Origin of the sequence: Lactococcus muris, from assembly GCF_042849115.1 — a bacterium.
Taxonomy (GTDB): domain Bacteria; phylum Bacillota; class Bacilli; order Lactobacillales; family Streptococcaceae; genus Lactococcus; species Lactococcus muris.
On sequence record NZ_BAAFQO010000006.1, the window covers coordinates 113,248 to 139,597 of the forward strand.

Consider the following 26,350-nt stretch of genomic DNA (forward strand, 5'->3'; position numbering starts at 1 on the left):
TGTTATGGAAACACCACTTATTATTGTTTTTTCAGTGATTAGTATTTTAGCACTAATCCCAACTGTTATTTTTTATACAAAATCGCATCGTCTGAAGGATTTGAGAACATTACGCTTGGGGCGACTGACCATTGGATTTTTGGCAAGTCTTTTTGTCCTGTTTAATGGTATTATGGGTATCATTTTTGCTGCGAACTATAATTACCATAGGGAAGTCATCGTGGTTATACTCATTATTGAGCTGGCACTCTTTTTGATTCCAGCATTCATGATTAGTTTTGTTGTTCCGATTGGGATTGTTATTTTAACCGTCAAAATGTGGCGGCGCGAATCTCACAGTCTTGCAAATTTGATTCTCCCTGCAATTATGCTTGTTTTCTTTCTGGTAGATTGGATCTATATTCGTGTGTCTTCTTTGTCAGAAGGCTGGCTTTGGTTGCAACTTCTAAGTTATATTTACCCTATTCTTGCCTTTTACTTGCTTTGGCAATTCATTGTTTTCTTTTTTTCAAGCTGGACTTATGGACGTCGTTTTCGTAAAAAGTTTGCTAAATATCACGTGATTTTAGGATCAGGATTAATCAATGGTCAACATGTCAGTCCACTTTTGGCAAATCGAATCCGCGCAGGTCTGGCGTTAGCTAGCCCGGAAACAATTCTTGTTTTTTCAGGCGGACAAGGTAAGGACGAGCAACTTTCTGAGGCTTTAGCAATGCAAAAGTATGCGATTGAGCAACTTGGATTTCCAGAAGAACGTACAATGGTTGAGGATCAATCGAGAACAACTTTCGAAAATTTAAAGTTTTCCTCCGTCTTAATCGATAAAGCTGAAAACAAGAAAAATGAAGAATTCCTATTTTTCTCCTCCGACTATCATGTTTTTCGTGCAGTTCTCTTCGCCGCTCAACAAGGTTTAAATGCTCAAGGTGGTACCGGAGGGAAGACGCCACTATATTTTCGACTCCCAGCATTTATTCGGGAGTTTATTGCGGTCATGAATAGCCAACGCCGTAAACACATTTTCTGGGTAGGCTTAATCACAGGTATCTTTATTGCTTTTTCTCTCTTCGTTTTATTTATGGACCATTTTGTGTTCAATCCTTAAAAATCTGTTATGAAGAAACTTGCTTTCTGCGAGTTTTTTTGCTTTATCTGTAATAAAAAGTGATTTATGAAACGAATTTACGTGTTAGAAGGTATGCTGATAGCCTTAGATAAAAATGGACAAACTGTAAATATACTAGAGAGTAACAAATTGAAAGAACCCTTTTATTGTCCAGCTTGCAAATCATCCGTGCGTTTAAAAAAGGGCAAGATAAAAATTTCACACTTTGCTCATATCTCTTTACAAAATTGTTCTTCATGGTCTGAACATGAATCTGCTCAACATTTGGAGTTAAAACTTGGTTTGTATCAGTGGCTACGTCAAAAAGAAAAAGTTGAAATTGAAAAGTATTTACCACAGATACAGCAGACAGCGGATTTATTAGTGAATGACAAATTAGCTATTGAGATACAGTGTTCCTCTCTCTCGCTACAAAGATTAAAAGAGCGCACATTAAGCTACAGGGCCAATGGCTACTATGTTCTTTGGCTTCAGGGAAAAGATTTATGGCTAAAAAATTCTTTGACTGCTTTACAAAAAAGTTTACTCTATTACTCGGAAAACAGAGGCTTTTACTTTTGGGAGTTAGATTTAGAAAGACAGAAAGTACGCTTAAAATCCTTGATACATCAAGACTTACGTGGGCGACTTATTTATCTCACAGAAGAATTTGACTGGTTTCAAGGAGGACTTTTGGAAGTGCTTCGTTTGCCATTTAAGGAAAAATTAGACCTGCATTTAAAAGCTCCACCAAGCAAAGGAATGCAGTCTTTTATTCAGAGACAGCTTTATCATCAAGTGCCGAAATGGCTTAAGGTACAAGGAGAATATTATGAAGCAGGAGAAAACTTATTAACATTGGACTTGGATAAAGGGTACTGGAGTCCGCCAGGCCTGAATTTGTTGACGTATGCCTTGAAAAAGGAAGAAAAACAATATTTTTATCAACTGGATCATTCCTTAGAGAGTTACTATCGAAATTTTTACGAAAACTTTGCAGCAAGAGAGCTTGAAACACTGCATGCACCGCGTTTCTATGCTATAATTAAGGATAAAAATGAAAAGGAAGATAGGAAGAAAAATGGTCAAAAAACGTGATGAGATAGTTGAAGCGTTGACTTGGGATTTGACGACAATCTTTGAAAGTGACGAAGCTTGGGAATTAGAGTTGAAAAAACTTCAGAAGGGGTTGGAAGAAGTAGAGCACTTTGAGGGGCATCTTCTGGATAGCGCGCAAAGTTTACTAAAAATTACAGAAGCGGAACTAGAGTTTTCACGGGCAGTTGAAAAAGTATATGTTTATGCTTCAATGAAACATGACCAAGATACTCAAGTGAGTCTTTATCAAGAATACGAGGCCAAAGCTACACAGTTATACGCAAAACTTGAAGAAAAGTTTGCCTTTTATGAACCAGAATTTCTCGAATTATCTCCAGAAGATTATAAAAGATTTAAGTCAGAAGAGCCAAAGCTTGAACAATTTTCGCATATGTTTGAGCGTCTTCTTGCTAAGAAAGCGCATGTCCTCAGCCAGAAAGAGGAGAAAATGCTGGCCGCAGCAAGTGAGATTTTTGGTGCAGCAGCAGAAACTTTTGAAATTTTTGACAATGCAGATATCAAGCTTCCGATGATTAAGGATGAAAAAGAGCGAGAAATCCAGCTTACGCATGGCAATTATACTTCGCTCATGGAAAGCAAGGAACGTAAGGTTCGTAAAGCAGCGTATCAAGCCCTTTACAGCAATTACGAACAATATCAACATACTTACGCTAAGACGCTTCAAACGAATGTCAAGGTTCATAATTTTAAAGCTAAGGTGCGGGGATATAGTTCAGCACGTCAAGCAGCGTTGGCCAGTAATTTTATTCCAGAAAAAGTTTATGACAAGCTATTGGAGGTTGTAAATAAACATTTACCCCTCCTGCATCGCTACATGAAACTTCGAGGAAAAATCCTAGGTTTAGAAGATGACTTGAAGATGTATGATGTTTATACACCTTTATCCCATCTTGACTATAAGTTTAGTTATGCAGAAGCCATCCAAAAATCACAAGAAGTTCTTAAAGTTTATGGGGCGGAGTACGCTGCTCATGTGGAAAAAGCTTTTAACGAGCGTTGGATAGATGTTGCAGAAAATATTGGGAAGCGTTCCGGTGCATATTCTGGAGGTGGCTACGACACCAATGCTTTCATACTGTTGAACTGGCAGGAAACTCTAGATGACTTGTTTACTTTGGTCCATGAGATGGGGCATAGTATGCATTCAACATTTACAAGAGAAAACCAACCCTATGTTTATGGTGATTATCCGATATTTCTTGCAGAAATTGCCTCAACGACGAACGAAAATATACTGACAGAACGCCTTTTGGCTGATACGGAAGATGAAAAAGAACGTTTTGCTATTTTGAATCACTGGCTTGACGGTTTCCGAGGCACGGTTTTCCGGCAGAGTCAATTTGCCGAGTTTGAACATGAGATTCATAAAGCCGACCAAGAAGGAGTGGTTTTGACCAGTGCTTTTATGAATCAACTTTATGCTGGACTTAATGAAAAATATTACGGCTTATCTGCTGCAGAAAATCCTGAAATTCAGTATGAATGGGCGCGGATTCCGCATTTTTATTACAACTACTATGTTTTCCAATATGCCACAGGCTTTGCTGCAGCCAGTTATCTTGCAGAAACGATTATACATGAGAATGGAGAGGCGCGTGAAAAGTATCTGGAATACTTGAAAGCGGGATCGAGTGATTATCCATTGGCTGTAATTGCTCGAGCAGGTGTAGATATGGAAAGTAGTGCGTATTTGGAGTCAGCTTTTGCTGTTTTTGAAAAACGATTGAATGAGCTTGAAAAATTGGTTGAAAGAGGGGTTCATTTATAATGGTTTTGACATACAAGAGAACAAGTAATCCCATGATGAACCGACCTGTTGTAAAGAAAGAAATTGTAGACTTTATGCGAGAACGTCAAACGCAAATTACAGGTCCACTAAAAAATGTTGAGACATTTGCTCATGAAAACAATATTCCTATCATCCCACATGAGACAGTTGTTTATTTCCAATTGCTGTTGGATCTCATGAAACCGAAGAGAATTCTAGAGATAGGTACAGCTATTGGTTTTTCTGCACTGATGATGGCTGAAGCAGCACCTGAAGCAGAAATTATTACGATTGATCGCAACCCAGAGATGATTGCCCTAGCTAAAGAGAACTTGGCGATATATGATACTAAAAAACAAATCACCCTTTTAGAAGGGGATGCAGCAGAGCTTTTGACAGACTTAGAGGGAGAGTTTGACTTTATCTTTATGGATTCCGCTAAATCCAAGTATGTTGAGTTTTTGCCAAAGGCAATGGCGCTACTTTCTGAAAACGGTGTGATTATTATGGATGATATTTTTCAGGGAGGAGAAATTCTTATTCCTATTATGGAAATTAAACGTAATCAACGTGCGCTTGAACGTGGATTACGTCGCCTTTTTGATGAGGCTTTAGACAATCCAAAGTATCTTACAAGCATCCTTCCTTTGGGAGACGGCATCTTAATGATTAAGAGGAGATGATACGAGAGACAGACAGGTAAAGAGTGAACGATGAGAGAAAAGTAAGGATTTCGATGAGAATTCTTGCTTTTTTTGTCTGTGAACCTTGGTAGGAAATCATTTTCTGTTTATTTTTACTTTCCGAATTTAAGACTGTAATCATAGAAATTTCGGTTCAAATTGTAGCTGTAAACGCATTCATAGACTGTTTCGCTATTGCATATTATTTTGAAGTCCTCAGGCAGTACTTTAAAATAAGATTATACAAATAAAAAATAGCAGTCTGAGTTTAAGTTGAGATTATCTAAATGTAAAAACAGTTATTATCTATAGAGATATGAGGTATATTATGATTACAAACCTACTTTATGCTATGAATTCAAGCAAGTCACATTGTCGTCGAATAAGTATTCTCCAAATGCTAGATTCAGAGCCAGAAGGACTTGCAGTGCGGGAAATTTCAGAGACATTAGAGGTCTCTAAAGTAACGATTGTTGCGGATATTAAGCATCTAAGACGAGAGCTGGCACCCCGTCAAGTGCAGATTCTTGCTGAGGATGACAGATATAAACTAGAATACCCTGATTGGTTCAATTCAGACTTGCTGTGTAATTTATTGAATATGAATGAACTCCCTTATATTATCATGGAAAATGCGGTAATGGGACGGGAGATGGATATAAATAAGGCGACAGTGCTTTATCAAGTTTCTCGAACTAAACTCATGGCTGTGCTAGAACATATGAATACAGAGCTCAGTCGATTTTCTGTCAAAATTTCTTTGAAAAACCTCACACTTGAAGGACGTGAGGCAGACGTACGTTTTGTTTATTTTGTCTTTTTTTCTTTCTTGAGTGACGGGAGTAGTCTTTATGCAGAAAGTGCAGCATTGGCAGACTATATGATTAAGGAACAGAAAAAAAGGTTTAAACAGCCTTTAAATTTAAACTTTTCTAACCTCTCCATTCATCTTGCAATTACTGCTTTACGCTGGAGAAATCACTGTTATATAGAGTTACCTGATGAAGCGATAGTTGAATTTAAAGCATGTGAGGATTATGTGGAAGCTTCACAAATAGTTGAGCAGATTTACAAGAGACTTTATCCTCATGGCAATGCTGTGACTATTCCAGAGACGGAAAAATATTGGATTTGGATTTCAGCTTTGTACCATACATCCTATGTTGTAAGGGAGGAGTCCTATATTCCAGATTATCCAGCCAAATCAAAATCTAAGGTATTCTTGGAGTCTTTAAACTTCCTATTAAAGGACAAAGAAGACGGTGAGGAAAAGTCTATCCTTTCTCTATACTTGTATAATATTATGGTTTTAGGAACGATGACAAGAAATTATGAACGTATTCTTCCATCCCTTAAAAAAGCAATCAAGCTCAGTCACCAAGAGAAGTTTGTTTATTGGTTAGACCTATTGAATCAACAACAAGAGGAAACAGTATTTTATTTTGAACATAAAGAAGATGTTGCGGCTAGTTTGGCCTTGATTCAGGCAAACCTAGAAAGAAAAACATATATGAATGATTTGGACGAAATTCATATTGTTGTTGCTTTGCAAGGCCAACCAGGCTTGGAACAATACATTATAGATGTTGCTAAAGATGTTCTCCCTCAGGATGCTGCTATTAAATTTTATTTGGATGAACCAGTGACACAGAGAGAGATTAATCAATTTGGGCCATGCCTAATTGTTTCAAACTTCCTATTAAATGAGAGTTTAAAAACGGAAGCGCACGTTGTGACAATGTCAAAAATCCCAAAACTGACCGACTGGGGACGTATGCGGGAAGCAATAAATAAGATACATAAATTTAAACGCACTCTATAGTGCATTTTTATTTGTGAGCTCAAAATTAATTAGACAGAATATCGCTGAAAAATAATAAAAAAAAATAAACGAGGATTTAAAAATAAAAAAATAAAAGCCAAATAAAAATATTAAAATAAGTCTTGTAAGTTATAAAAGTTACAAAAATAAAAGAACTATGGAGACATAAAAATGAAAAAGAAACTTTTGATTACCTCAGCAGCTATGTTGCTTACAGCACTCTCTTTTGGAATGACTGCTCAAGAAGCACAGGCACATGGTTATGTAAAAAGTCCAGCAGCACGAGGATATCAAGGTCAATTGGATAAAGATAAATTAGGCTGGACACCAGCTTTCAACCTTTATGGTAATGTTATTACTAATCCACAGTCATTAGAAACAGCTAAAGGTTTCCCTCAAGCTGGTCCAGCAGATGGTAAAATTGCTTCTGCTGAAGGTGGACTTGGTCAAATTGGAGATTTCGTACTTGATTTGCAATCGCCAGACCGCTGGAAGAAACAAGATGTCACAACAGGAGTAAATACATTTACTTGGCATTATACAGCACCACATAAAACAGCTAAATGGCACTATTACATTACAAAAGTTGGTTGGAATCAAAATGCACCGTTGAGACGTGATATGCTCGAGAAAATCGGTGAAGTTGATGGTAAAGGCCTTACAGCTGATATGGATCTTAGCCATGATATAAAAATCCCTGAAGACCGTAAAGGTTACCATGTTGTTCTTGCTGTGTGGGACATAGCAGACACGCCAAATGCCTTCTATAATGTTATTGACGTTAATGTTGAATCAGACTTTACAGGGCCAACATTACCTCAAGCACCAGAAGTACCATCAGGCTTAAAAGCAGATGAAGTGACAAAAACTTCAGCAAGCTTGTCATGGAATCTCCAAACAGATGCTTCAAGCTATCTCGTTTACAAAGATGGACAACAAGTCGCAGAGGTTGAATCTGGCAACTATGAAGCAAAAGGCTTGAAAGCTAACACTACTTATGAGTTCCAAGTTGCAGCAAAAGGTGCTAACGGCATGGTCTCTGAAAAGTCTAAAGCAATAACAGTTAAAACGGATGCTGAAGGAGTGGTAGAATTCCCGACAGCACCAAAGAATCTTCATTCGATGGGTGAGACAACATCATCTGTTGACCTTATGTGGCAAGCAGCATCACACTCAGAAGGAATTAAACATTATGAAATCTTCCAAAACGGTGTAAAAATTGCTGAAACAAACAAAACTTCATTTATGGTAAAAGGACTGGCATCTGACACAAGCTTTGATTTCCGAGTAAGAGCTGTTTCAAATACTGGAACAACTTCAGAATTCAGTAATACCTTGTCAGCTACAACCTTGAAAGAAGAAGATGGGGGTGAAATTCCAGGTGATGTACGTGAGTTCAAGCTAGGAAGCTTCACTGCCCCTGAAGTCTACTCTGCTAATGAAGAAATTGCTTATAAGGGTAAACTATACAAAGTTTTGGTAACACACTTTAACTATGGTGACGCATCATGGACTCCAGATAATGCCGCTTCTCTCTTTGTTGAAGTCAAATAAAAGCCATAACTAAAAATTTCTTTTAAGAAACTTTTAAAAACAAGTAAAACCAATCAGACATCTGAGCATGCGATTGGTTTTATTTGCGTACCCCTAAAGATTATCTTAGCTGAATATTTTTTTGTGAAATAAGTATCCAAAACTAAAACTTTTAAAAAGAATATTTTGTTCTAGAAAAATGCAAGTGCGACTGTAGAAAAGAAGGTGAATACTTTGGATTTTTTCGCTCTAATACAAGGTTTTTTATTAAAATTTTACAGCAGATACTGTCGTAATAATAAAATATACAGCTGAAATGCAGTTTAGGTTTATTTAATATTTTGTGTTATAATGATGTTACAATAACTAATATTTACTTAGGGTTTAAATGACCCTCGTGAGGAGAACACTTTGAAATTTAAAAAATTGAACATCTTGCTTGCAACAGCTGTTGCAGTTGTAGGTCTTGTCACACTTTCAGCATGTGGAAATAATAATTCGACAGGTGCCAATATTATCACAATGAAGGGTGATACTATTAACGTTAGTGACTTCTATGGTGAAGCTAAAACTTTCCCTAACATGCCTGCCACAGCTCTCTTACAAAACTTGACAATGTCAAAAATGTTTGAAAAAGACTTTGGTGATAAGGTTTCAGATAAAGACGTTCAAGCGAAGTTTGATGAAACTAAGAAACAAATGGGAGAACAGTTTGCTGCGGCTTTGCAACAACAAGGGTTCACTGAAAGTAGCTACAAAGCTTATGTTCGTCTTCAACTGTTGCAGGAATATGCAATTGAGAAAAAAATTGAAGATACACAATACACAGAAGCTAACTTGAAAGCAGCTTGGGCAGACTTCCATCCAGAAGTCGAAGCGATTGTTGTACCAGAAACAACTAAGGATGCAGCGACAAAAGCTATTGAATCTGCCAAGTCAGATGCGGCAAAATTTGAAGAAGATAATAGCAAGAATAAACAGAAGTTTGACTCAACAAACACCACTATTCCTAAAGAGGTGCAAACAGCAGCTTTCAAGTTGAAAAACGGCGAAGTTTCTGAGGTTATTGAGGCAACAAATGCTTCTACTGGAACAACAAGCTATTATGTTGTGAAGATGATTAAAACATCAGATAAAGGTTCAGACATGAACAAGTACAAAGATCAGCTTAAAAATGTGATTAAAGCAGAAAAAATGGCAGATACAACATATGTTGCAGGTGTGATTGGAGAGTATCTCAAAGCACATAATGTCACTGTCAAAGAAGAAGCCTTTTCAACAATCTTCTCACAATTCACATCAGGTTCATCATCTAAATAATGAAAAATAAGTGACTTTACAGAGAGTCGATGTTAGGTGAAAGTCGACAAGTCAGTGTGCTTAAAATCTAAGGATTTTTATTCAGCAGGGAAAGCTGCTTTATCAAGCAAAATAAAGACGATGTATTCATCGTGAATGAGGGTGGTACCGCGTAAGTAACGCCCCTCGTTTGCGATGGATTTTTTGTTTTTATATTGTGTGAATATTCACATAAAATATATGAAAGCTATTTTATTAGGAGAGTAATTATGAAAAAAATGACTTCTACAGAAGTGCGCCAAATGTTCCTTGATTTCTTTCAATCAAAGGGACACTCTATTGAACCTTCACAATCATTGGTTCCTGTTAATGATCCCACTTTGCTTTGGATTAACTCAGGGGTTGCCACATTAAAGCCCTACTTTGATGGTTCAGTTGTTCCTGAAAATCCGCGCATCACCAATGCTCAAAAATCGATTCGTACAAATGATATCGAAAATGTGGGCAAGACAGCACGTCATCATACAATGTTTGAAATGCTAGGTAACTTTTCTATCGGGGACTATTTCCGTGACGAAGCATTAGCTTACGCTTGGGAACTGCTCACAAGCAGTGAATATTTTGACTTTCCAGCGGAAAAGCTTTATATTACCTACTATCCGGATGATAAAGATACATTTAACCGCTGGATTGAGTTAGGTGTAGATGCAAGTCATTTGGTACCAATTGAAGATAACTTTTGGGAGATTGGTGCAGGACCATCAGGACCTGATACAGAAATTTTTTACGATCGGGGTGAGGCTTACGATCCTGAAAACATCGGCTTGAAACTTTTAGCTGAAGATATAGAGAACGATCGTTATATCGAAATTTATAATATTGTTTTGTCACAGTTCAATGCCGACCCAGCTGTTCCACGTAGCGAATATAAAGAATTGCCACAGAAAAATATTGATACAGGCATGGGACTTGAACGTATGGTTTGTATCATCCAAGAAGGTAAAACAAACTTTGATACAGATCTTTTCCTCCCCATTATTCGCGAAATTGAGCGTATCTCTGGTAAAACCTATGATCCGGATGGAGATAACATGAGCTTTAAAGTTATTGCTGATCATATTCGTGCGCTTAGCTTTGCCATTGGAGATGGTGCCCTACCAGGAAATGAAGGACGTGGCTATGTTCTTCGTCGTCTTCTCCGCCGTGCCGTAATGCATGGTAAAAAGCTGGGCATTGAAGGTAAATTCTTGGCTCAACTTGTTCCTATTGTCGGGCAAATCATGGAATCTTACTATCCAGAAGTACTCGAAAAACAAGATTTTATCATGCAAATTATCGACCGTGAAGAAGAAGCTTTTGGTCGTACAATTGATGAAGGAAGCAAGCTTCTTGATGAATTGCTTGCCAAACTTAAAGAAGAAGGAAAGACAACACTTGAAGGTCAAGATATCTTCCGCCTTTATGATACATATGGTTTTCCTGTAGAATTGACGGAAGAATTGGCAGAAGATGCTGGTTTTAAGATTGATCATGAAGGTTTCAAAGCAGCCATGAAGAAGCAACAAGACCGTGCACGTGCGGCGGCAGTAAAAGGTGGTTCGATGGGCGCTCAGAATGAAACACTTCAATCGATTAAGGAAGAATCAGAATTCCTCTACGATGTGGAAAAATATGATGCAAAACTCCTTGTTGCTGTTAAAGATGATGAGAAGGTAAATACTGCAAGTGGTGAGGCTCAACTTATTTTTGACAAAACACCTTTCTATGCTGAAATGGGGGGACAAGTTGCCGACCACGGTGTAATCAAAAATGCAGCAGGTAAAGTAGTAGCGGAAGTCAAGGATGTCCAACATGCACCAAACGGTCAAAATCTACATATGGTCAATATCCTTTCGACTCTTGCCGTTGGTGAGACATACACACTGGAAATTGATACAGAGCGCCGTCATGGCATTGTCAAAAATCATACGGCCACTCACTTACTTCATGCCGCTTTGCATAATATTGTGGGGGAACACGCACTGCAAGCAGGCTCACTTAATGAGGTAGAATTCCTCCGCTTTGACTTTACGCACTTTGCACCTGTAAGCAAGGAAGAATTAGCAGATATTGAGCATCAAGTTAACGAAGTCATTTGGCAATCATTGCCTGTTGAAACAATCGAAACAGATATTGAAACAGCGAAAGAAATGGGTGCAATGGCCCTCTTTGGCGAAAAATACGGTAAAAATGTTCGTGTTGTTAAAATCGGCGATTATTCTGTTGAGCTTTGTGGTGGAACACACACAGCGACGACAAGTGAGATTGGCCTCTTCAAGATTATCAAAGAAGAAGGCATCGGATCGGGCGTACGCCGTATTGTTGCTGTAACAGGTCAGAAGGCTTATGAAGCATTTAAAGCTGCTGAAAATACTTTGAACGAAGTTGCAGCAGCTGTCAAAGCGCCACAAGCAGCACAAGTTGTAGCTAAAGTAACAGCTCTTCAAGAAGAACTAAAAGCAGCTCAAAAAGAAAAAGAAGCTTTGGCAGGCAAGTTGGCGGCCAGCCAATCTGAAGAAGTCTTTAAAAATGTTCTCATGGCGGCAGATACTCGCTTTATTGCAAGTCAAGTAACGGTTCCTGATGCAAAAGCTCTTCGTAACCTTGCGGATATATGGAAACAGAAAGATTTGTCAGATGTGCTTGTGCTCGTAGCTAAGATTGGCGAAAAAGTGAGTCTTCTTGTGGCAAGTAAAACAGCTGACGTTAAGGCAGGAAACTTAATCAAAGAACTTGCACCATACATTGATGGCCGTGGTGGTGGTAAACCAGATATGGCTATGGCTGGTGGAACCAATGCAGTTGGAATCCCAGAGCTCATCGAAAATGTTGGTTCTAAAATAGCCTACAAATAATATTGGAATAAAAAATAAGGTCTTTTCGCAGAAAATCAAAATGGAGCGAAAAGACTTTTTTGACTTTGCGACAGTGCGGTTAAAGATGAGTTAGCAATTTGTAGATAAAATATCAGCCATTTTTATTGTTATGTTCGTGTCATATATTTTTGTCAAAGACAAAAATTCTTTTAGAATCACCTTTTATTGTATTCTGTAACGTATATGATATACTGAAGTAATCGAAAAAAACAGTTGATAAGGAGAAATGAATGATTGAAGATAGTCACTTAAATAAGCTCAACGATCTTGAAAGTATGGTTTTTGAACACGTGTTAAAAGAACCTGAATGTGTTATGAAAATGACCATTCGTGAATTTGCTTCTTCCGTTCATGTTTCAACAACTACGATTGTACGTATGACGCGTAAGTTAGGTTTTTCAGGTTGGAATGAGATGAAAGGCTATCTACGTGCTCAAAGAGATAAAATTTCGCTGAAAGCAGATGCTGCAGAATATGACAATCTTCTCGCCTTTGAACTGTTTACTAAACGCTTACGGAATCCGGAGTATTTGAAACTTATCGATGAAGCCGCAAAGCTCTTGGAGGAAACCGAATATACTGTTTTTATCGGTGTCGGAACATCTGGAGCTCTAGCTGACTATGGTACAAAGTATTTTAATAATGCAGGGCTTCCTGCATTTGAAGTGACCGATCCTTACCAGCCATTGATGACGAATAATGCTCAATCGATGACAGTTGTTGCCCTTTCTATTTCAGGGAAAACCAACTTCATAATTGGTTCTATCGCATCTTATAAAAGAGATGGTGTAAAAGTTATTTCGATTACTAATGAAAGGAATAATACTTTGTCTAATATGGCAGATGTTGCCATTCCCTATAATGTGGCAGCTGAAAGTTCTAAGGTGCATGCTTTGGGACAGCTGACGACTCAGTTACCTGTTGTTGCTCTTTTGGAGCGTCTGGCGCACCGAACACACAGTTTTCGGCAAGAAAAAATAAAAATAATAGTGAAAAGGGCAAGACATTTAAAAGCGGTTTTCTTTAAAGAAGGCCGTTTTTTCAAGGAAATTAACTGGCTAATGGTTTGAAGAATAAACCTGCAGTTAAAGAAAGCTCTTCTAGCGTTGACAGTGTTAAGATAAGAGCAAGATTCAGATAGACTTGGGAGAAGAAAGCACCCACAAGAGAGGAGAGCTTCGCAGATAAACCCCAATGGATAATGATGACAAGCCAGCCTTCATCTTCTGACTGGGTTTTACGTAAGAGAGGTGCAGCTATGACTGCTCCACCAAGATATAGTAGGGGTCTGTTTCGAGAAATTCTCCTCATAGTTGGTGCTTTATTTTGAAGTCCTTAAAAAGTTATCCTGATAATTCCGAATACGATTCAGAAGTCCAGATGTTACGATAAAAATAATACAGAACTTTTCCTCCTTGTTCTGAAAGTTGTGGGTCTATTAGATTCTTTTTAATAAGAAAATACGCGCGCTATAAGTAGTTTTTCTCTTGGATGTAAAATCCTGTGAAACAGTGTTATAAATGATTTTGAGGGATGTTTTAAAGTTGGTATTGTCTATTTTTGACACTTTTGTTTCGAAAAACAGGAACAAAAGTATCAGACTTTCCTTAACTTTGTAAACTTGTTTTTGTTATAATATAGACATTGATAACGCATACATTACGAAAAGGTGTATGCAGCAAAATCTAACATACATAAAGGAGCATTAATATGCCATTATCTAAAGATTTTCTCTGGGGCGGCGCAACGGCTGCCAACCAGTATGAGGGCGGCTGGAATCAAGGTGGTCGTGGGCTTGCAAATGTGGACTTGGCCCCACATGGTGAGCGCCGAGGAGCGATTATTTTAGGACTTGAAAAACATCTACAGCCAGAAGAAGGGCTCTTCTATCCAGGGCATGAAGCCGTTGATTTCTACAACCATTGGCAAGAAGACATTGCATTATTTGCGGAAATGGGTTTTAAAACTTTCCGGATGTCTATTGCTTGGTCGCGGATTTTCCCAAAAGGCGATGAGAGTCAGCCTAATGAAGAAGGACTTCTCTTTTATGAAAAAATATTTAAAGAGCTGCGCAAGTATGATATTGAACCTCTGGTAACTATCACACACTTTGATATTCCAATGCATTTGGTGACAGAGTACGGGGGCTGGCGTAACCGTAAGATGATTGGTTTTTATGAAAATTTAGTGACGGTTTTGTTCACCCGTTATAAAGGTTTGGTCAAATACTGGCTCACTTTTAACGAAATCAACGTTCTTTTGCATGCGCCTTTCATGGGAGCAGGGGTTTATATTGAGGAAGGTGAAAACCGTGATGAAGTTCTCTTTACTGCAGCACATCATGAACTTGTCGCCTCAGCATTAGCAACAAAAATTGCGCACCAAATAGATCCAGAAAATAAAATTGGTTGTATGGTAGCAGCCGGAGATTACTATCCATGGGATTCCAAACCAGAAAATGTTCGTGAAGCTCTTGATAAAAATAGAGAAAATCTTTTCTTGATTGATGTTCAGGCGCGTGGCAAATATCCGAATTACTTCTTGAAGCAACTGGAACGTGAGGGAATTTCTTTGCCTATGGTTGAGGGGGATGAAGAACTTCTTGCCCAAAATACCGTTGATTTTGTATCCTTCTCTTATTATTCTAGCCGTGTCGCAAAAGTTTTAGAAGAAGGGGATGAGGAAACTTCTGGTAATATCTTTGCCTCTATTAAAAATCCATATCTCAAAGCCTCAGAATGGGGCTGGCAGATTGACCCTGTCGGTTTACGCACAACCATGAATACCCTCTACGACCGTTATCAAAAACCGCTTTTCATCGTTGAAAACGGCTTAGGAGCCGTGGATAAACCAGATGAAGACGGTTATGTCGCTGATGACTATCGAATCGCTTATCTGGCAGATCATATCGCCGAGATGGTGAAGGCGGTTGAGTTGGATGGTGTTGAGCTTCTGGGTTATACTTCTTGGGGCTGTATTGACTTAGTTTCAGCCTCAACGGGCGAGATGTCCAAACGCTATGGCTTTATCTATGTGGACCGTGACGATCAAGGAAATGGAACACTACAGCGTACACCGAAGAAATCCTTCAATTGGTACAAAAAAGTCATTGCTTCGAATGGTCAAGATTTGAGTAATGATTGATAGATAAATGTGTCTGTGCTTAGTAACAGATGAGCTTTTTGAAAGAAGGGCAACAATTCGCTTTTTCTGCCATAACAAGCTGTTTTCATTGCAGCTAATGGAAAATGCTTCTTTGAACGAGAAGGTTATAATAAGTTGATGAAAAGCACCTTCTCTATTTTTCTGTTATAATAAACTCATGGTAAAAAACACAGTAGACAAGCCCTTAGCGCAAAATAAAAAGGCGCGGCATGATTATGAAATTTTTGAGACTTTTGAGGCAGGTATCGTTTTAACAGGAACGGAGATTAAGTCGGTTCGTCAAGCCAAAATACAGATAAAGGACGGTTTTGCACGTGTAAGAGACGGAGAAGTTTGGCTTTCCAACGTTCATATTGCTCCTTTTGAGCAGGGAAATATTTTTAATGTGGACGAGTTGCGTACCCGTAAACTCTTGTTCCATAAAAAAGAAATTGCCAAAATTGAGAAAGAACTCGCAGGGACAGGAATTACTTTTATTCCTCTGAAAGTTTATCTCAAAAATGGTTTTGCCAAAGTGCTTATGGGTCTAGCTCGCGGTAAAAAACAATACGATAAGCGTGAAACCTTAAAACGCAAAGAGCAAAACCGTGATATAGCCCGTCAACTTAAGGCATATAATCGCTAAAAGAGTCAGAAAGTAACTTTCTAAACTTCTTTAAAACGAGAAAAAACAAAAAATGGAATCGCTCAACCATAGGCGGTTCCATTTTTGTGAACTTTGAACAAATAGAACTTTTAAAGAAAGAAGCAAGTTATTTACCAACCATTTACCCAGTATTTACGAAGTATTAACATTTATCTATCCTTTCCAATGTTAAGATAGTGATGTAAGTAAAGGAACTTACGAGAAGACAAAGAAATTATTGGAGAACATCTCATGAAGAAAAAGTTACTTTCTGGAATTATCGCTGGTGCAGCCCTCCTGACTCTAGCAGCTTGTGGAAACAGTGATACAGCAACAAACAATACGGACTCATCTGCTTTAGCAGGAAAAATCATTGCTGGAGGTTCGACAGCTCTACAGCCAATGGCTCAACAAGCTGCAACAGAGTATACAGCTCAAAAGCCAGAAGTTCAAATCACTGTACAAGGTGGCGGATCAGGTGTAGGTTTGACTCAGGTCTTAGCAGGAACCTTTCAAATCGGTAATTCAGATATCTTTGCAGAAGAAAAGTCAGGCATTGATGCTTCTAAACTGAACGACTATAAAGTAGCTGTTGTGGGCTTTGCTCCAATTGTAAATAAGGATATAAATATCGAAAACTTATCAACAAAACAGTTGATTGATGTTTTCACAGGTAAAGTTAAGAATTGGAAAGAAGTTGGTGGACCAGATGAGAAAATTACAGTAATCGGTCGTGCAGCGGGTTCAGGTACGCGTGTGAACTTTAATAATTTAGCGCTTGGTGGTGCAACAGAAGTTGATGGACCAACACAGGATGCAAGTGGTACAGCAGTTACGATGGTTGGTCAAACACCTGGGGCAATCTCTTATGTAGCCTTTTCGTATCTTGACAAGAGCAAAGACATCAAAGCGGTAAGTATTGACAATGTGAAACCGACAGTGGAAAATGTTGCTGATAATAGCTACAAAGTTTGGTCGTATGAGCATATGTATACAAACAAAGACAAGGAAACATCGGTCGAAAAAGATTTTATTAAATATGTTACCGAAGATGATAAAACAATCAAAAAATTAGGCTATATCCCAATTTCAGAAATGAAGGTTGAACGCGATTCTCAGGGGAAAATTACCAATAAATAAGCTATAGTGAAACCAGTGTCTAATTCTTTCAAGAGAAACTTTATTCTTTACAGAAATGACAGGAGCAGGAGTGCTTGAGCAATATTTCAAGTGCTCTCTTTGCGCTTTCATTTACAAAATGTTTACATTGTAAGCGTTAAGTATTCAGTCATTTAGGTTTGATTTATGCTAAAATAAAGTTATGAAAAAGAAAATTTTAATGGCTTTATTTGCAGCAATGAGTCTTGTGACTTTGGCGGCATGTGGGCCGAATTCAAATCAGGTTACAGTGGGTGGTTCAACAGCTTTAAAACCACTGGTGGAACAAATTTCTTTGGACTATATGAAAAAATATCCAGAAGATATTATCATGGTTCAGGGCGGTGGTTCAGGAGTGGGGTTAGCACAAGTGGCAGCAGGCTCTTTCCAAATTGGTAATTCAGATATCTTTGCTGAGGAAAAATCAGGTATAGATACTTCTAAGATTACTGGAAATAAGGTTGCAGTTATTGGCTTTTCACCAATAGTTAACAAGGAGCTTGACTTATCCGGCGTGACGCAAGAACAGCTGATTGCCATTTTTACAGGTAAAGTAAAAAACTGGAAAGAAGTTGGTGGACCAGATCAGGAAATTACCGTTATCGGACGCACATCAGGGTCAGGAACGCGTGTGAACTTTGATAACTTTGCTCTAAATGGTGCGCGTGAAATTGATGGTCCAACACAAGATGCTTCAGGTTCAGTTGTGCAGCTGGTCGGTCAAACACCAGGGGCTATAAGTTACGTTTCCTTCTCCTATATGAACAAACCAGGTATTAAACCGCTAAGTTTGGACGGGGTAGAGCCTTCGGATGCTAATGTAACGACCAATACTTGGAAAGTTTGGTCTTATGAACACATGTATACGAATAATAAAAACGAAAATTTTGTAGAAAATCGTTTTATCAGCTATGTAAAAAAGGATACAGCGACGCTAAAAAAACTTGGCTTTATTCCCATATCAGAAATGAAAGTAGATCGTGATTATCAAGGTAAAGTTACACCGATTAAATAAATGACTAGGGTATTTATGGAAAATTCAAAAATTAAAGAAAAATTACTTTCCAACTCGAAAGATTCGCGTTTGGAAAAATTTGGTAAGACATTGACGTTTTTATGTATTGCTATTATTGTCTTTGTCGTTGGACTCATTTTGGTCTTTGTCGCTCAGAAAGGACTTTCAACTTTTTTTGTTGATGGAGTTAATCCTTTCCGATTCCTCTTCGGAACACATTGGGAACCAGGAGCGATTGGTCCTGACGGAAAACCTGCAGTTGGCGCTTTGCCAATGTTTACAGGTTCTTTAATCGTTACGGTACTTTCAGCATTAGTTGCTACACCTTTTGCTATTGGTGCAGGAATCTATATAACTGAAATTTCGCCAAAATATGGGGCAAAAATTTTGCAACCGGTTATTGAGCTTTTGGTGGGTATCCCATCAGTTGTTTATGGTTTCATTGGTTTAACTGTTGTTGTTCCACTTATCCGTAATACATTTGGTGGAACAGGTCTTGGGTTGTTGGCAGGGGTATTTGTTCTCTTTGTCATGATTTTACCTACAGTTACTTCGATGACTGTAGATGCACTTAAGGCAATTCCGCCGCATTATCGTGAAGCTTCACTTGGTTTAGGCGCAACCCGCTGGCAAACCATTTGGCGTGTTTTGCTCCGTGCAGCAGCACCTGGTATCTTGACTGCTGTAATCTTTGGAATGGCGCGCGCCTTTGGTGAGGCTCTAGCTATCCAAATGGTTGTCGGAAATGCTGTAACAATGCCGCAAGATCTTGTTTCTCCAGCTTCAACTCTGACTTCAATTTTGACATCAGGTATTCCAAATGCTACTCCAGGTATCCAACTGAATGCACTTTGGTCTCTTGGACTTCTCCTCCTCCTTATGTCATTGCTGTTCAACATCGCGATGCGCGCTATTGCTAAGAAAGGAAGCCTTAAATAATGAATGCTAAACGTACAGATAAGATTGCCACAGGCGTTCTTTACGCCCTTTCAGGCATTATTGTCGCTATACTTGCTTTTCTCTTGATTTATATTCTAGTTAAAGGCTTGCCTTTTGTTTCGTGGGACTTTTTGACAACACCCTCTAATCCATTGACTGGAGGGGGGATTGCTATCCAGCTGTTTAATTCGGTTTACTTGTTAGTGGTAACATTGATTATCTCTATCCCTTTGTCACTAGGTGCAGGTATTTACCTTTCAGAGTATGCCAACCAAAAACACTGGTTGACAGGGGCAGTTCGTTCAGCTATTGAAGTACTATCATCCCTTCCTTCAATCGTTGTCGGTCTCTTTGGGATGTTGCTCTTTGTTATTCAGTTTGGGCTAGGGTTCTCAGTATTATCAGGTGCTCTTGCGCTTACGGTTTTCAATCTTCCTTTGATGACACGTAATGTTGAAGAGTCATTGCGTGCGATTCCTACAATGCAGCGTGAAGGCGGATTGGCACTGGGCTTATCAAAATGGGAAACAGCCACTAAGGTTATCCTACCAGCGGCTGTGCCCGGTATCCTGACTGGGGTTATCTTATCCTCAGGGCGTGTTTTTGGTGAGGCAGCCGCTTTGATTTATACTGCAGGTCAAACTAACTTGCCGATTAACTGGGCCAATTGGAACCCAATGTCATTGACAAGTCCCTTATCCCTTTTTCGACCGGCAGAAACATTAGCTGTTCACATCTGGGCTTTGAATACTGAGGGAACAATTTCAACAGCGACTCAGATTTCTGCAGGAGCTTCTGCAGTCTTGATTATCTTTGTTCTCTTGTTCAACCTCGGAGCACGTTTCCTTGGAAACCGTCTCCATAAGAAACTCACATCTGGAAATTAGTAAGGAATAGAGAAAAATATGGCAACTTATGATTGGAACGAACGTCACATTTTGACTTTCGACAAAGATATCGCGCTTTCAACGAATGATTTGCGGGTTTTCTATAATGGCACAAAAGAGGCGATTCATGGGGTTTCTATGCAATTTCCCAAAAATCAGATTACGGCTCTAATCGGACCATCAGGTTCTGGTAAATCGACTTATCTGCGTTCTCTAAATCGTATGAATGACACGATTGACGGTGCCCGTGTGACAGGTGAAATCATGTATGAAGGTGTCAATATTAGTGATCCTAAAGTCAATGTTTACGAAGTGCGCAAACAGATTGGAATGGTTTTCCAAAGACCAAATCCTTTCCCAAAATCAATCTACGAAAATATCGCCTTTATTCATCGCCGTGAAGGGATTAAAGACAAGAAAAAACTAGACGAAATTGTTGAAAAATCCCTCAAACAAGCAGCTCTATGGGAGCAAGTCAAAGACAGTTTAGACAAGTCTGCTTTGGCACTTTCAGGCGGGCAAGCTCAACGTCTTTGCATCGCTCGAGCACTTTCAGTTAAACCTGAGATTATCTTGATGGATGAACCAGCCTCAGCTCTGGATCCAATTTCAACCATGCAAATTGAAGAAACGATGACAGAGCTGAAGAAGGACTATACGATTATTATCGTCACACACAATATGCAACAAGCCAGTCGCGTGTCTGACTATACGGCATTCTTCTATTCGGGCGATTTGATTGAATATGACGAAACAAGCAAAATCTTCACACAGCCAAACCTCAAAGCTACAGAAGACTATGTTTCAGGACACTTTGGATAATCGAGAGGACAATATGACAAAAGAAGCAATTTTAACAGTCAGCGACCTTTCGCTGTATTACAGTAAGAAAAAAGCGCTCAATCAAATCAATATGGAATTCTATCCTAATGAGATTACAGCACTTATCGGCCCTTCTGGATGTGGTAAATCAACGCTCTTGCGCTCTATTAACCGCATGAATGATTTGATTTCGACAGTGACCATCACTGGTGCTATCATGTATAAAGGTCATAATATATATAGTCCCAAAGTGGACACAGTGGACTTACGCAAGGAAATCGGAATGGTTTTCCAACAACCCAACCCTTTCCCGTTTTCAATCTATGAAAATGTTGTGTATGGTCTTCGGCTTAAGGGGGTTAAAGATAAAGCACTGCTTGATGAAGTCGTTGAAAACTCTTTAAAAGCAGCCAATATCTGGGATGAAGTGAAGGACATCCTCCATACTTCAGCACTTGGTTTATCTGGTGGGCAGCAGCAGCGTGTGTGTATCGCGCGTGTTCTTGCGGTCAACCCTCAGATTATCTTGTTGGATGAGCCGACTTCCGCGTTGGATCCTATCTCTGCTGGACACGTGGAAGAAACGCTTTTGGAGTTAAAAGAAGATTATACCTTAGCCATTGTGACTCACAGTATGCAACAAGCCTCACGTATATCAGACCGTACAGCATTCATGCTCAATGGTGATTTGGTGGAGATGGATAACACGAAAAAAATCTTCCTTAATCCCGAGAAACAAGAAACAGAAGATTATATTGCTGGTAAGTTTGGATAATATGATATGATGGAAAGAGCACCTATTGCTCTGCGCTTAGTTAAGAGGAGAAAAAATGTTACGTACACAATTTGAAGAAGAACTCAACAAACTTCACAACCAATTTTATTCAATGGGAACACAAGTATCTGCACAATTGAATAAAGCAGTTCGTGCCTTTGTAAGTCATGATCGTGAGCTGGCAGAAGATGTCATCACAAGCGACGAAATGATTAATCAATTGGAAACAAAGTTGGAAACAAAATCGTTGGAAATGATTGCGTTGCAACAGCCTGTTTCAGGGGACTTGCGGACGATTATTACTGTGCTTAAAGCTTCAAGTGACTTGGAACGTATGGGAGATCATGTCACTTCGATTGCCAAAGCGGCGATTAACCTGAAAGGTGAAGAACGTATCCATGAAGTGGAAGAGGATATCTCACTTTTAGGAGAAAAGGTAAAAGCTGTCGTGGATGCTTCATTGAATGCTTATATTCAAGGCAATGATAAACGCGCACGTGAAATCGCGGATCAATACCAAACAGTAAAAAATGTAAGTGGCGAAATTCAAGAGAAAATATTGGATGCCATGAAAGAAAATACAGAAACAATTACGACAGGTAAAGATTATCTGATGACCCTTGTGTTCCTGGAGCGTATCACAGGTTATGCGGTCAATCTTTGTGAATGGATCGTCTACTTGAAATCTGGTAATATTGTTGAGTTATAATCAAAAAAAGTTTGAGCTTCAGGCTTTTTGTTTCAAAGCTTAGCTTCTAAAAAATGAAAAATGCTTAAGAGCCACGTAATGTACTGCACTTAAGCATTTTTGTTTTTGAGATAAATCGGAAAGAGTTACGGTTTTTACCTCCAGTCTTCCAATTATTATCTTATTTAATAACGTCCAAACCACCCATATAAGGACGAAGAACTTCAGGGACAGTAACTGAACCGTCTTCATTTTGATAATTTTCAAGAATAGCTGCTACTGTACGACCAACAGCAAGACCAGAACCATTTAGAGTATGAAGGAGACTTACTTTACCCTCTTCATCACGGTAACGAATCTGAGCGCGACGTGCTTGGAAGTCTTCACAGTTTGAACAGCTTGAAATTTCACGGTAAGTGTTTTGGGCAGGAATCCAAACTTCCAAATCGTAAGTTTTAGCGGCTGAAAATCCCATGTCTCCTGTAGAGAGAACAATTACGCGATAGGATAATCCTAATTTTTGAAGAATATTCTCAGCATTTTCAACCATTTTTTCTAATTCGTCATAAGATTTTTCAGGGCGAGCAAACTTGACCATCTCTACCTTGTGGAACTGATGAAGACGAATCAACCCACGTGTATCACGTCCAGCAGAACCTGCTTCAGAGCGAAATGACGGAGACATCGCTGTGAAGTAAACAGGAAGCTCAGTATTGTCCAAGATTTCGCCGCGGTAGTAGTTCGTCAAAGGAACTTCAGCTGTTGGAATCAGCACAAGACCACGGTCATCATTTAGCTCAAACGTGTCTTCTTTAAATTTAGGATATTGACCTGTACCAAACATAGAGTCTTGGTTAACGATGTAAGGCGGTATCATTTCAGTATATCCTTCTTTTGCATGTTCATCTAGCATGAAGTTGTAGACAGCGCGTTCTAAACGAGCACCAGCTCCTTTATAGAAGAGAAAACGAGAGCCAGAAACTTTTCCGCCACGTTCCCAGTCCAGAATGCCAAGAGATTCTCCCAGCTCCCAATGTGCTTTTGGTTCAAAGCTAAACTCAGGCGTTTGACCGATACGGCGAATTTCGACATTGTCATCTTCATCTTCGCCTACAGGAACATCATCATGTGGTAAGTTAGGCAAAGTTGTTGTATAAGCTGTGAGTTTTTCTTCGATGTCCGCAAGCGCAGCATCAATAACTTTAATATCCTCAGAAACTTGTTTCATGGCAGCTATTTTCTCAGAAGCATCACCTTTTTCGCGTTTAATACCAGCGATTTCATCAGATACAGTATTACGTTTCTTTTTCAAGTTTTCTGACTGTACAATTAACTCACGACGACGTACGTCAAGGTCATGAAGTTCTTGAAGTGTTTCTTTTTTTACACCACGAGTTTCAAGTTTTGCGGCAACTCCGTCAAAATCTGCACGGATTTTTTTAATGTCAAGCATAAAATCTCCTTCTAAATATAAAATAAAAAGCCCTAATCCTCCTATAAAGAAGAATTAGGGCGCCATAAGCACGGTTCCACCTAAATTTCCTACCCTATGGATAGGACTTTAGTTCCCTTATCGCGAGAAACACGTTCCTGCTTTCACAAGAAAAAACAAATCAAGAAGCAGAATGTTTAGAGTATCTTTACTTGCTTCCAGCAACCGCAAGCTCTCTAGAAAAGATGGGCTCAAAACTAACTTCTACCGTCATTCTATCAGAATTTTATAAATTTCGCAAGTGATTCTCAGAATTCATCACGACAAATGCATGAAAATTAAACAATCATCCTGCTTTGCTTGGTCAAAGATGATGAGGACAAGCTGCGTAAGCTTTTACGCATCAATAGTAAGACCATGTGAGATACGGTGACTTTAAAGTGAAACTATTTTTCACCGAATAAAGAGCTAAAAGTGAATGTTTTTTAGCAAACGGCTTTTAGAAGCCTGTTTTTTTCTATAGACAGTAGAAAACTTAAGGGTTAATAGAGAGATTTGCTGTTCTCTTTTTATATCCCAGAATGCTGAAAGTAGTCATCAAAAGGGAGCCGCTAAGTAGCATTGTGTGTGTTTAACAGTTTTTGTCTAAATAGCTCCTTGTTTGTCAAGGCTTTCAATAAAACGAACAGTAAAAATTCATTGCTTAATAAGGGCTGGCATAGGCGCAGAGTCAGATATCAAAGCCATGTGTCACAAAGAAGCTGCTTAAATATTTGGTGAGGACAAGTGGTTACATATCTTTGCCTGTAATCCGCCTTTTCTTTGCGTCCTTATTCAGCGTTTTTGATTTTACACCGTCTTGATCTTGTGGAAGCTTGAGGCAAGGACAAGTAAGAGGCGTTTCTGAATTTTAGGGTACTTCAATCCTATAGAAAACGCTGAGATTTCATAATCTTAGCGTTTTTTAGCAATCTTGTGTTTATAGAAATTTGCCTATAAGTACTTAACGTATTTTGGCACAATTCTGTCAAATGGAAAGAATCACCTGCTTGATTGGACTCAATTTGCACATTTGAGTCTTACAAGCTATTGTTTAACTATAATTTTTAGTCCTGAGTTTTATCAAACTGAAAGAGTGGGGACACAGGACGGCCCTCGTGAATGCGAAGGATTGCATCAGCCATATGCTCATCTACACTGAGATATTTTACATTATTAGGCTTTCGGTTCTTAGTAGCAACGGAGTCTGTAACAAGGACTTCACAAATGCCAGAGTTTTCAAGCAAGTCTGCTGCCGTTTTTGTGAAGAGACCATGACTCGCTACAGCATAAACGTCTTCTGCACCAGCTTCTCGAATGACAGAAGCAGCGTTTGAGAAAGTCACACCTGTGTTTAATATATCGTCAATAAGAATAACTTTCTTACCTTCCACATTACCGATGATATAACCATTTTCACGTTTAGCATCATCGTCTTCATAGTCAACGATGGCTATAGGAGATTCCAAGTATTCAGCAAGGCTGCGTGCTCGTTTAATACCAGAGTTTTTTGGCGCAACAACCACGACGTCATCACCAGACAATCCTTGATTCATGTAATATTCTGCGAAAAGAGGAACGGTGAAAAGATTATCTACAGGAATGTCAAAGAATCCCTGTACCTGAACGGCGTGAAGATCCAAAGTTAAAACACGATCAGCACCAGCTTTGACAAGCATATCGGCTATAAGTTTAGCTGTAATAGGTTCACGGCTTGAAGCTGTACGGTCTTGACGTGCATAGCCAAAGTAAGGCATAACAATGTTGACAGAGTGCGCAGAAGCACGGACGCAGGCATCAATCATGATTAACAACTCCCAGATATTGTCATTAACAGGATAGCTGGTTGACTGGATGATATAAACATCATGATTGCGGACACTTTCTTCCATATTGATCATGATTTCTCCATCGGAAAACTGTTTTGAAGTTACTTTTCCCAAAGGAACATCCATAATTTTGCTGATTCTCTCGGCCAATTCTGGGTTTGAGTTCAGTGAAAAAAGTTTAAGGTGTGCGTCAGAATAAGTCACGATTCTTCTCCTACTATTATATGATATGTCTATTCTACCAAATTTGGAGGGGATTTCATAGCTTTATTTTACGTGAACTTCTTCACGCAAAATAAGATTGTGCGACAATAATGAATCAGGTATCTTTGTTTTGCTTTCTGAAAAATAGAAGGTTTTTCTACAGTTCTTCTAGAAGACGTACGCTTAAAAAATAAAATCGGAACGGACTGGTAGGGGAGCAGTAAGGAGCGTCTAGCAGCTGCTTTATGAGGTTATGTTAATAGAACATAGTGAATCTGCTTTGATTTCGCTTTATGCAGGAAAAGTATCCAAGTATGTTGTGAAATACCTTACTTGGCAGGAAACAACTGATACTTTTGATTCTTTCTTGAGTTAGATTATGATTTTTTAAAGCTTGAATAGTCAAGTTAAGTGCAACACCTCTTCAAAAAAGATTTCATAAGGTGTTTTCCAGCCCAAGACCTTTTTTGGTCTTAGATTAAGTTTTTCAATATATTTATCAATGGTTTCAGAAGGTACTTCATCCAT

At 38.9% G+C, this 26,350-nt stretch carries 22 protein-coding genes and 1 pseudogene; 19 read left to right on the forward strand and 4 right to left on the reverse strand.

From position 1 onward, the window contains the following. Window positions 1–4 precede the first annotated feature (4 nt). The 9 genes from ACGHCK_RS05185 (at window position 5) to ACGHCK_RS05225 (ending at window position 13,314) form a co-directional block, all read left to right on the forward strand. Window positions 5–1,105 (forward strand): YdcF family protein, encoded by a 1,101-nt coding sequence (locus ACGHCK_RS05185; protein WP_271328196.1) that lies wholly within the window; start codon window positions 5–7, stop codon window positions 1,103–1,105. 93 nt (window positions 1,106–1,198) lie between these two features. Continuing rightward, window positions 1,199–2,203 carry a competence protein CoiA gene (locus tag ACGHCK_RS05190; protein WP_251422361.1) on the forward strand — a complete coding sequence of 335 codons (1,005 nt, stop codon included), beginning with the start codon at window positions 1,199–1,201 and terminating at the stop codon, window positions 2,201–2,203. Then, entirely contained in the window at window positions 2,187–3,992 is a 1,806-nt protein-coding gene (gene pepF / locus ACGHCK_RS05195; RefSeq protein ID WP_271328197.1) for an oligoendopeptidase F, read from the forward strand. The genes ACGHCK_RS05190 and pepF overlap by 17 nt, the downstream gene beginning before the upstream one ends. Further along, the gene (locus ACGHCK_RS05200) at window positions 3,992–4,675 is read left to right on the forward strand and encodes an O-methyltransferase (protein WP_202230919.1); all 684 of its coding nucleotides are present in this window, start codon (window positions 3,992–3,994) and stop codon (window positions 4,673–4,675) included. Before pepF ends, ACGHCK_RS05200 begins: the two co-directional genes overlap by 1 nt. 328 nt (window positions 4,676–5,003) lie before the next feature. Then, a complete protein-coding gene (locus ACGHCK_RS05205) occupies window positions 5,004–6,497 on the forward strand; it encodes a helix-turn-helix domain-containing protein (RefSeq protein WP_202230606.1) in 1,494 nt (497 codons plus the stop codon). Between the two features lie 171 nt (window positions 6,498–6,668). Next, a complete protein-coding gene (locus ACGHCK_RS05210) occupies window positions 6,669–8,051 on the forward strand; it encodes a lytic polysaccharide monooxygenase (RefSeq protein WP_271328198.1) in 1,383 nt (460 codons plus the stop codon). Window positions 8,052–8,441: 390 nt separating this feature from the next. After that, a complete protein-coding gene (locus tag ACGHCK_RS05215) occupies window positions 8,442–9,350 on the forward strand; it encodes a peptidyl-prolyl cis-trans isomerase (RefSeq protein WP_202230604.1) in 909 nt (302 codons plus the stop codon). 248 nt (window positions 9,351–9,598) lie between these two features. After that, entirely contained in the window at window positions 9,599–12,223 is a 2,625-nt protein-coding gene (alaS, locus tag ACGHCK_RS05220; RefSeq protein WP_271328199.1) for an alanine--tRNA ligase, read from the forward strand. 251 nt (window positions 12,224–12,474) lie between these two features. Further along, window positions 12,475–13,314 carry a MurR/RpiR family transcriptional regulator gene (locus ACGHCK_RS05225; protein WP_271328200.1) on the forward strand — a complete coding sequence of 280 codons (840 nt, stop codon included), beginning with the start codon at window positions 12,475–12,477 and terminating at the stop codon, window positions 13,312–13,314. On the opposite strand, the gene ACGHCK_RS05230 is transcribed toward ACGHCK_RS05225, so the two are convergent. Beyond that, window positions 13,295–13,555 carry a hypothetical protein gene (locus ACGHCK_RS05230; protein WP_251422318.1) on the reverse strand — a complete coding sequence of 87 codons (261 nt, stop codon included), beginning with the start codon at window positions 13,553–13,555 and terminating at the stop codon, window positions 13,295–13,297. The two genes, ACGHCK_RS05225 and ACGHCK_RS05230, sit on opposite strands and share 20 nt — an antisense overlap. A 399-nt stretch (window positions 13,556–13,954) precedes the next feature. On the opposite strand from ACGHCK_RS05230, the gene ACGHCK_RS05235 reads away from it, so the two are divergent. The 9 genes from ACGHCK_RS05235 to phoU all read left to right on the forward strand — a co-directional run bounded on the left by ACGHCK_RS05235 (window position 13,955) and on the right by phoU (window position 22,339). Beyond that, window positions 13,955–15,388 carry a 6-phospho-beta-glucosidase gene (locus ACGHCK_RS05235; protein ID WP_251422315.1) on the forward strand — a complete coding sequence of 478 codons (1,434 nt, stop codon included), beginning with the start codon at window positions 13,955–13,957 and terminating at the stop codon, window positions 15,386–15,388. Window positions 15,389–15,566: 178 nt separating this feature from the next. Continuing rightward, window positions 15,567–16,034 (forward strand): SsrA-binding protein SmpB, encoded by a 468-nt coding sequence (gene smpB / locus ACGHCK_RS05240; RefSeq protein ID WP_251422312.1) that lies wholly within the window; start codon window positions 15,567–15,569, stop codon window positions 16,032–16,034. Between the two features lie 252 nt (window positions 16,035–16,286). Further along, on the forward strand, window positions 16,287–17,174 hold the full coding sequence (locus tag ACGHCK_RS05245) for a phosphate ABC transporter substrate-binding protein (RefSeq protein ID WP_251422309.1): 888 nt from the start codon (window positions 16,287–16,289) through the stop codon (window positions 17,172–17,174). Between the two features lie 181 nt (window positions 17,175–17,355). Further along, complete coding sequence (locus tag ACGHCK_RS05250; protein ID WP_251422306.1) at window positions 17,356–18,207, forward strand: phosphate ABC transporter substrate-binding protein; 852 nt, start codon at window positions 17,356–17,358, stop codon at window positions 18,205–18,207. A gap of 15 nt (window positions 18,208–18,222) precedes the next feature. Next, the gene (gene pstC, locus ACGHCK_RS05255) at window positions 18,223–19,146 is read left to right on the forward strand and encodes a phosphate ABC transporter permease subunit PstC (RefSeq protein ID WP_202230590.1); all 924 of its coding nucleotides are present in this window, start codon (window positions 18,223–18,225) and stop codon (window positions 19,144–19,146) included. Next, window positions 19,146–20,033: a phosphate ABC transporter permease PstA gene (gene pstA, locus ACGHCK_RS05260; protein ID WP_202230589.1), complete on the forward strand. Its 888-nt coding sequence runs from the start codon at window positions 19,146–19,148 to the stop codon at window positions 20,031–20,033. Before pstC ends, pstA begins: the two co-directional genes overlap by 1 nt. Window positions 20,034–20,051: 18 nt before the next feature. After that, window positions 20,052–20,855, forward strand: coding sequence for a phosphate ABC transporter ATP-binding protein PstB (gene pstB / locus ACGHCK_RS05265; RefSeq protein ID WP_202230588.1), 804 nt, complete (start codon window positions 20,052–20,054; stop codon window positions 20,853–20,855). 13 nt (window positions 20,856–20,868) lie between these two features. Continuing rightward, complete coding sequence (gene pstB / locus ACGHCK_RS05270) at window positions 20,869–21,630, forward strand: phosphate ABC transporter ATP-binding protein PstB (protein ID WP_237459950.1); 762 nt, start codon at window positions 20,869–20,871, stop codon at window positions 21,628–21,630. A 55-nt stretch (window positions 21,631–21,685) separates the two neighbouring features. After that, a complete protein-coding gene (gene phoU / locus ACGHCK_RS05275; protein ID WP_202230587.1) occupies window positions 21,686–22,339 on the forward strand; it encodes a phosphate signaling complex protein PhoU in 654 nt (217 codons plus the stop codon). A 160-nt stretch (window positions 22,340–22,499) separates the two neighbouring features. On the opposite strand, the gene serS is transcribed toward phoU, so the two are convergent. Both serS and ACGHCK_RS05285 read right to left on the reverse strand, forming a co-directional pair. Further along, window positions 22,500–23,771: a serine--tRNA ligase gene (serS, locus tag ACGHCK_RS05280; protein WP_251422300.1), complete on the reverse strand. Its 1,272-nt coding sequence runs from the start codon at window positions 23,769–23,771 to the stop codon at window positions 22,500–22,502. A gap of 1,085 nt (window positions 23,772–24,856) precedes the next feature. Beyond that, on the reverse strand, window positions 24,857–25,822 hold the full coding sequence (locus tag ACGHCK_RS05285; protein ID WP_271328201.1) for a ribose-phosphate diphosphokinase: 966 nt from the start codon (window positions 25,820–25,822) through the stop codon (window positions 24,857–24,859). A gap of 253 nt (window positions 25,823–26,075) precedes the next feature. Here ACGHCK_RS05285 and ACGHCK_RS05290 point away from each other — a divergent pair, with 253 nt between their 5' ends. Continuing rightward, entirely contained in the window at window positions 26,076–26,198 is a 123-nt protein-coding gene (locus ACGHCK_RS05290) for a hypothetical protein (protein ID WP_271328202.1), read from the forward strand. 26 nt (window positions 26,199–26,224) lie between these two features. Here the strand turns inward: ACGHCK_RS05290 and ACGHCK_RS05295 are convergent. After that, window positions 26,225–26,350 (reverse strand): annotated as a pseudogene (locus ACGHCK_RS05295) (IS30 family transposase); the annotation flags it as partial.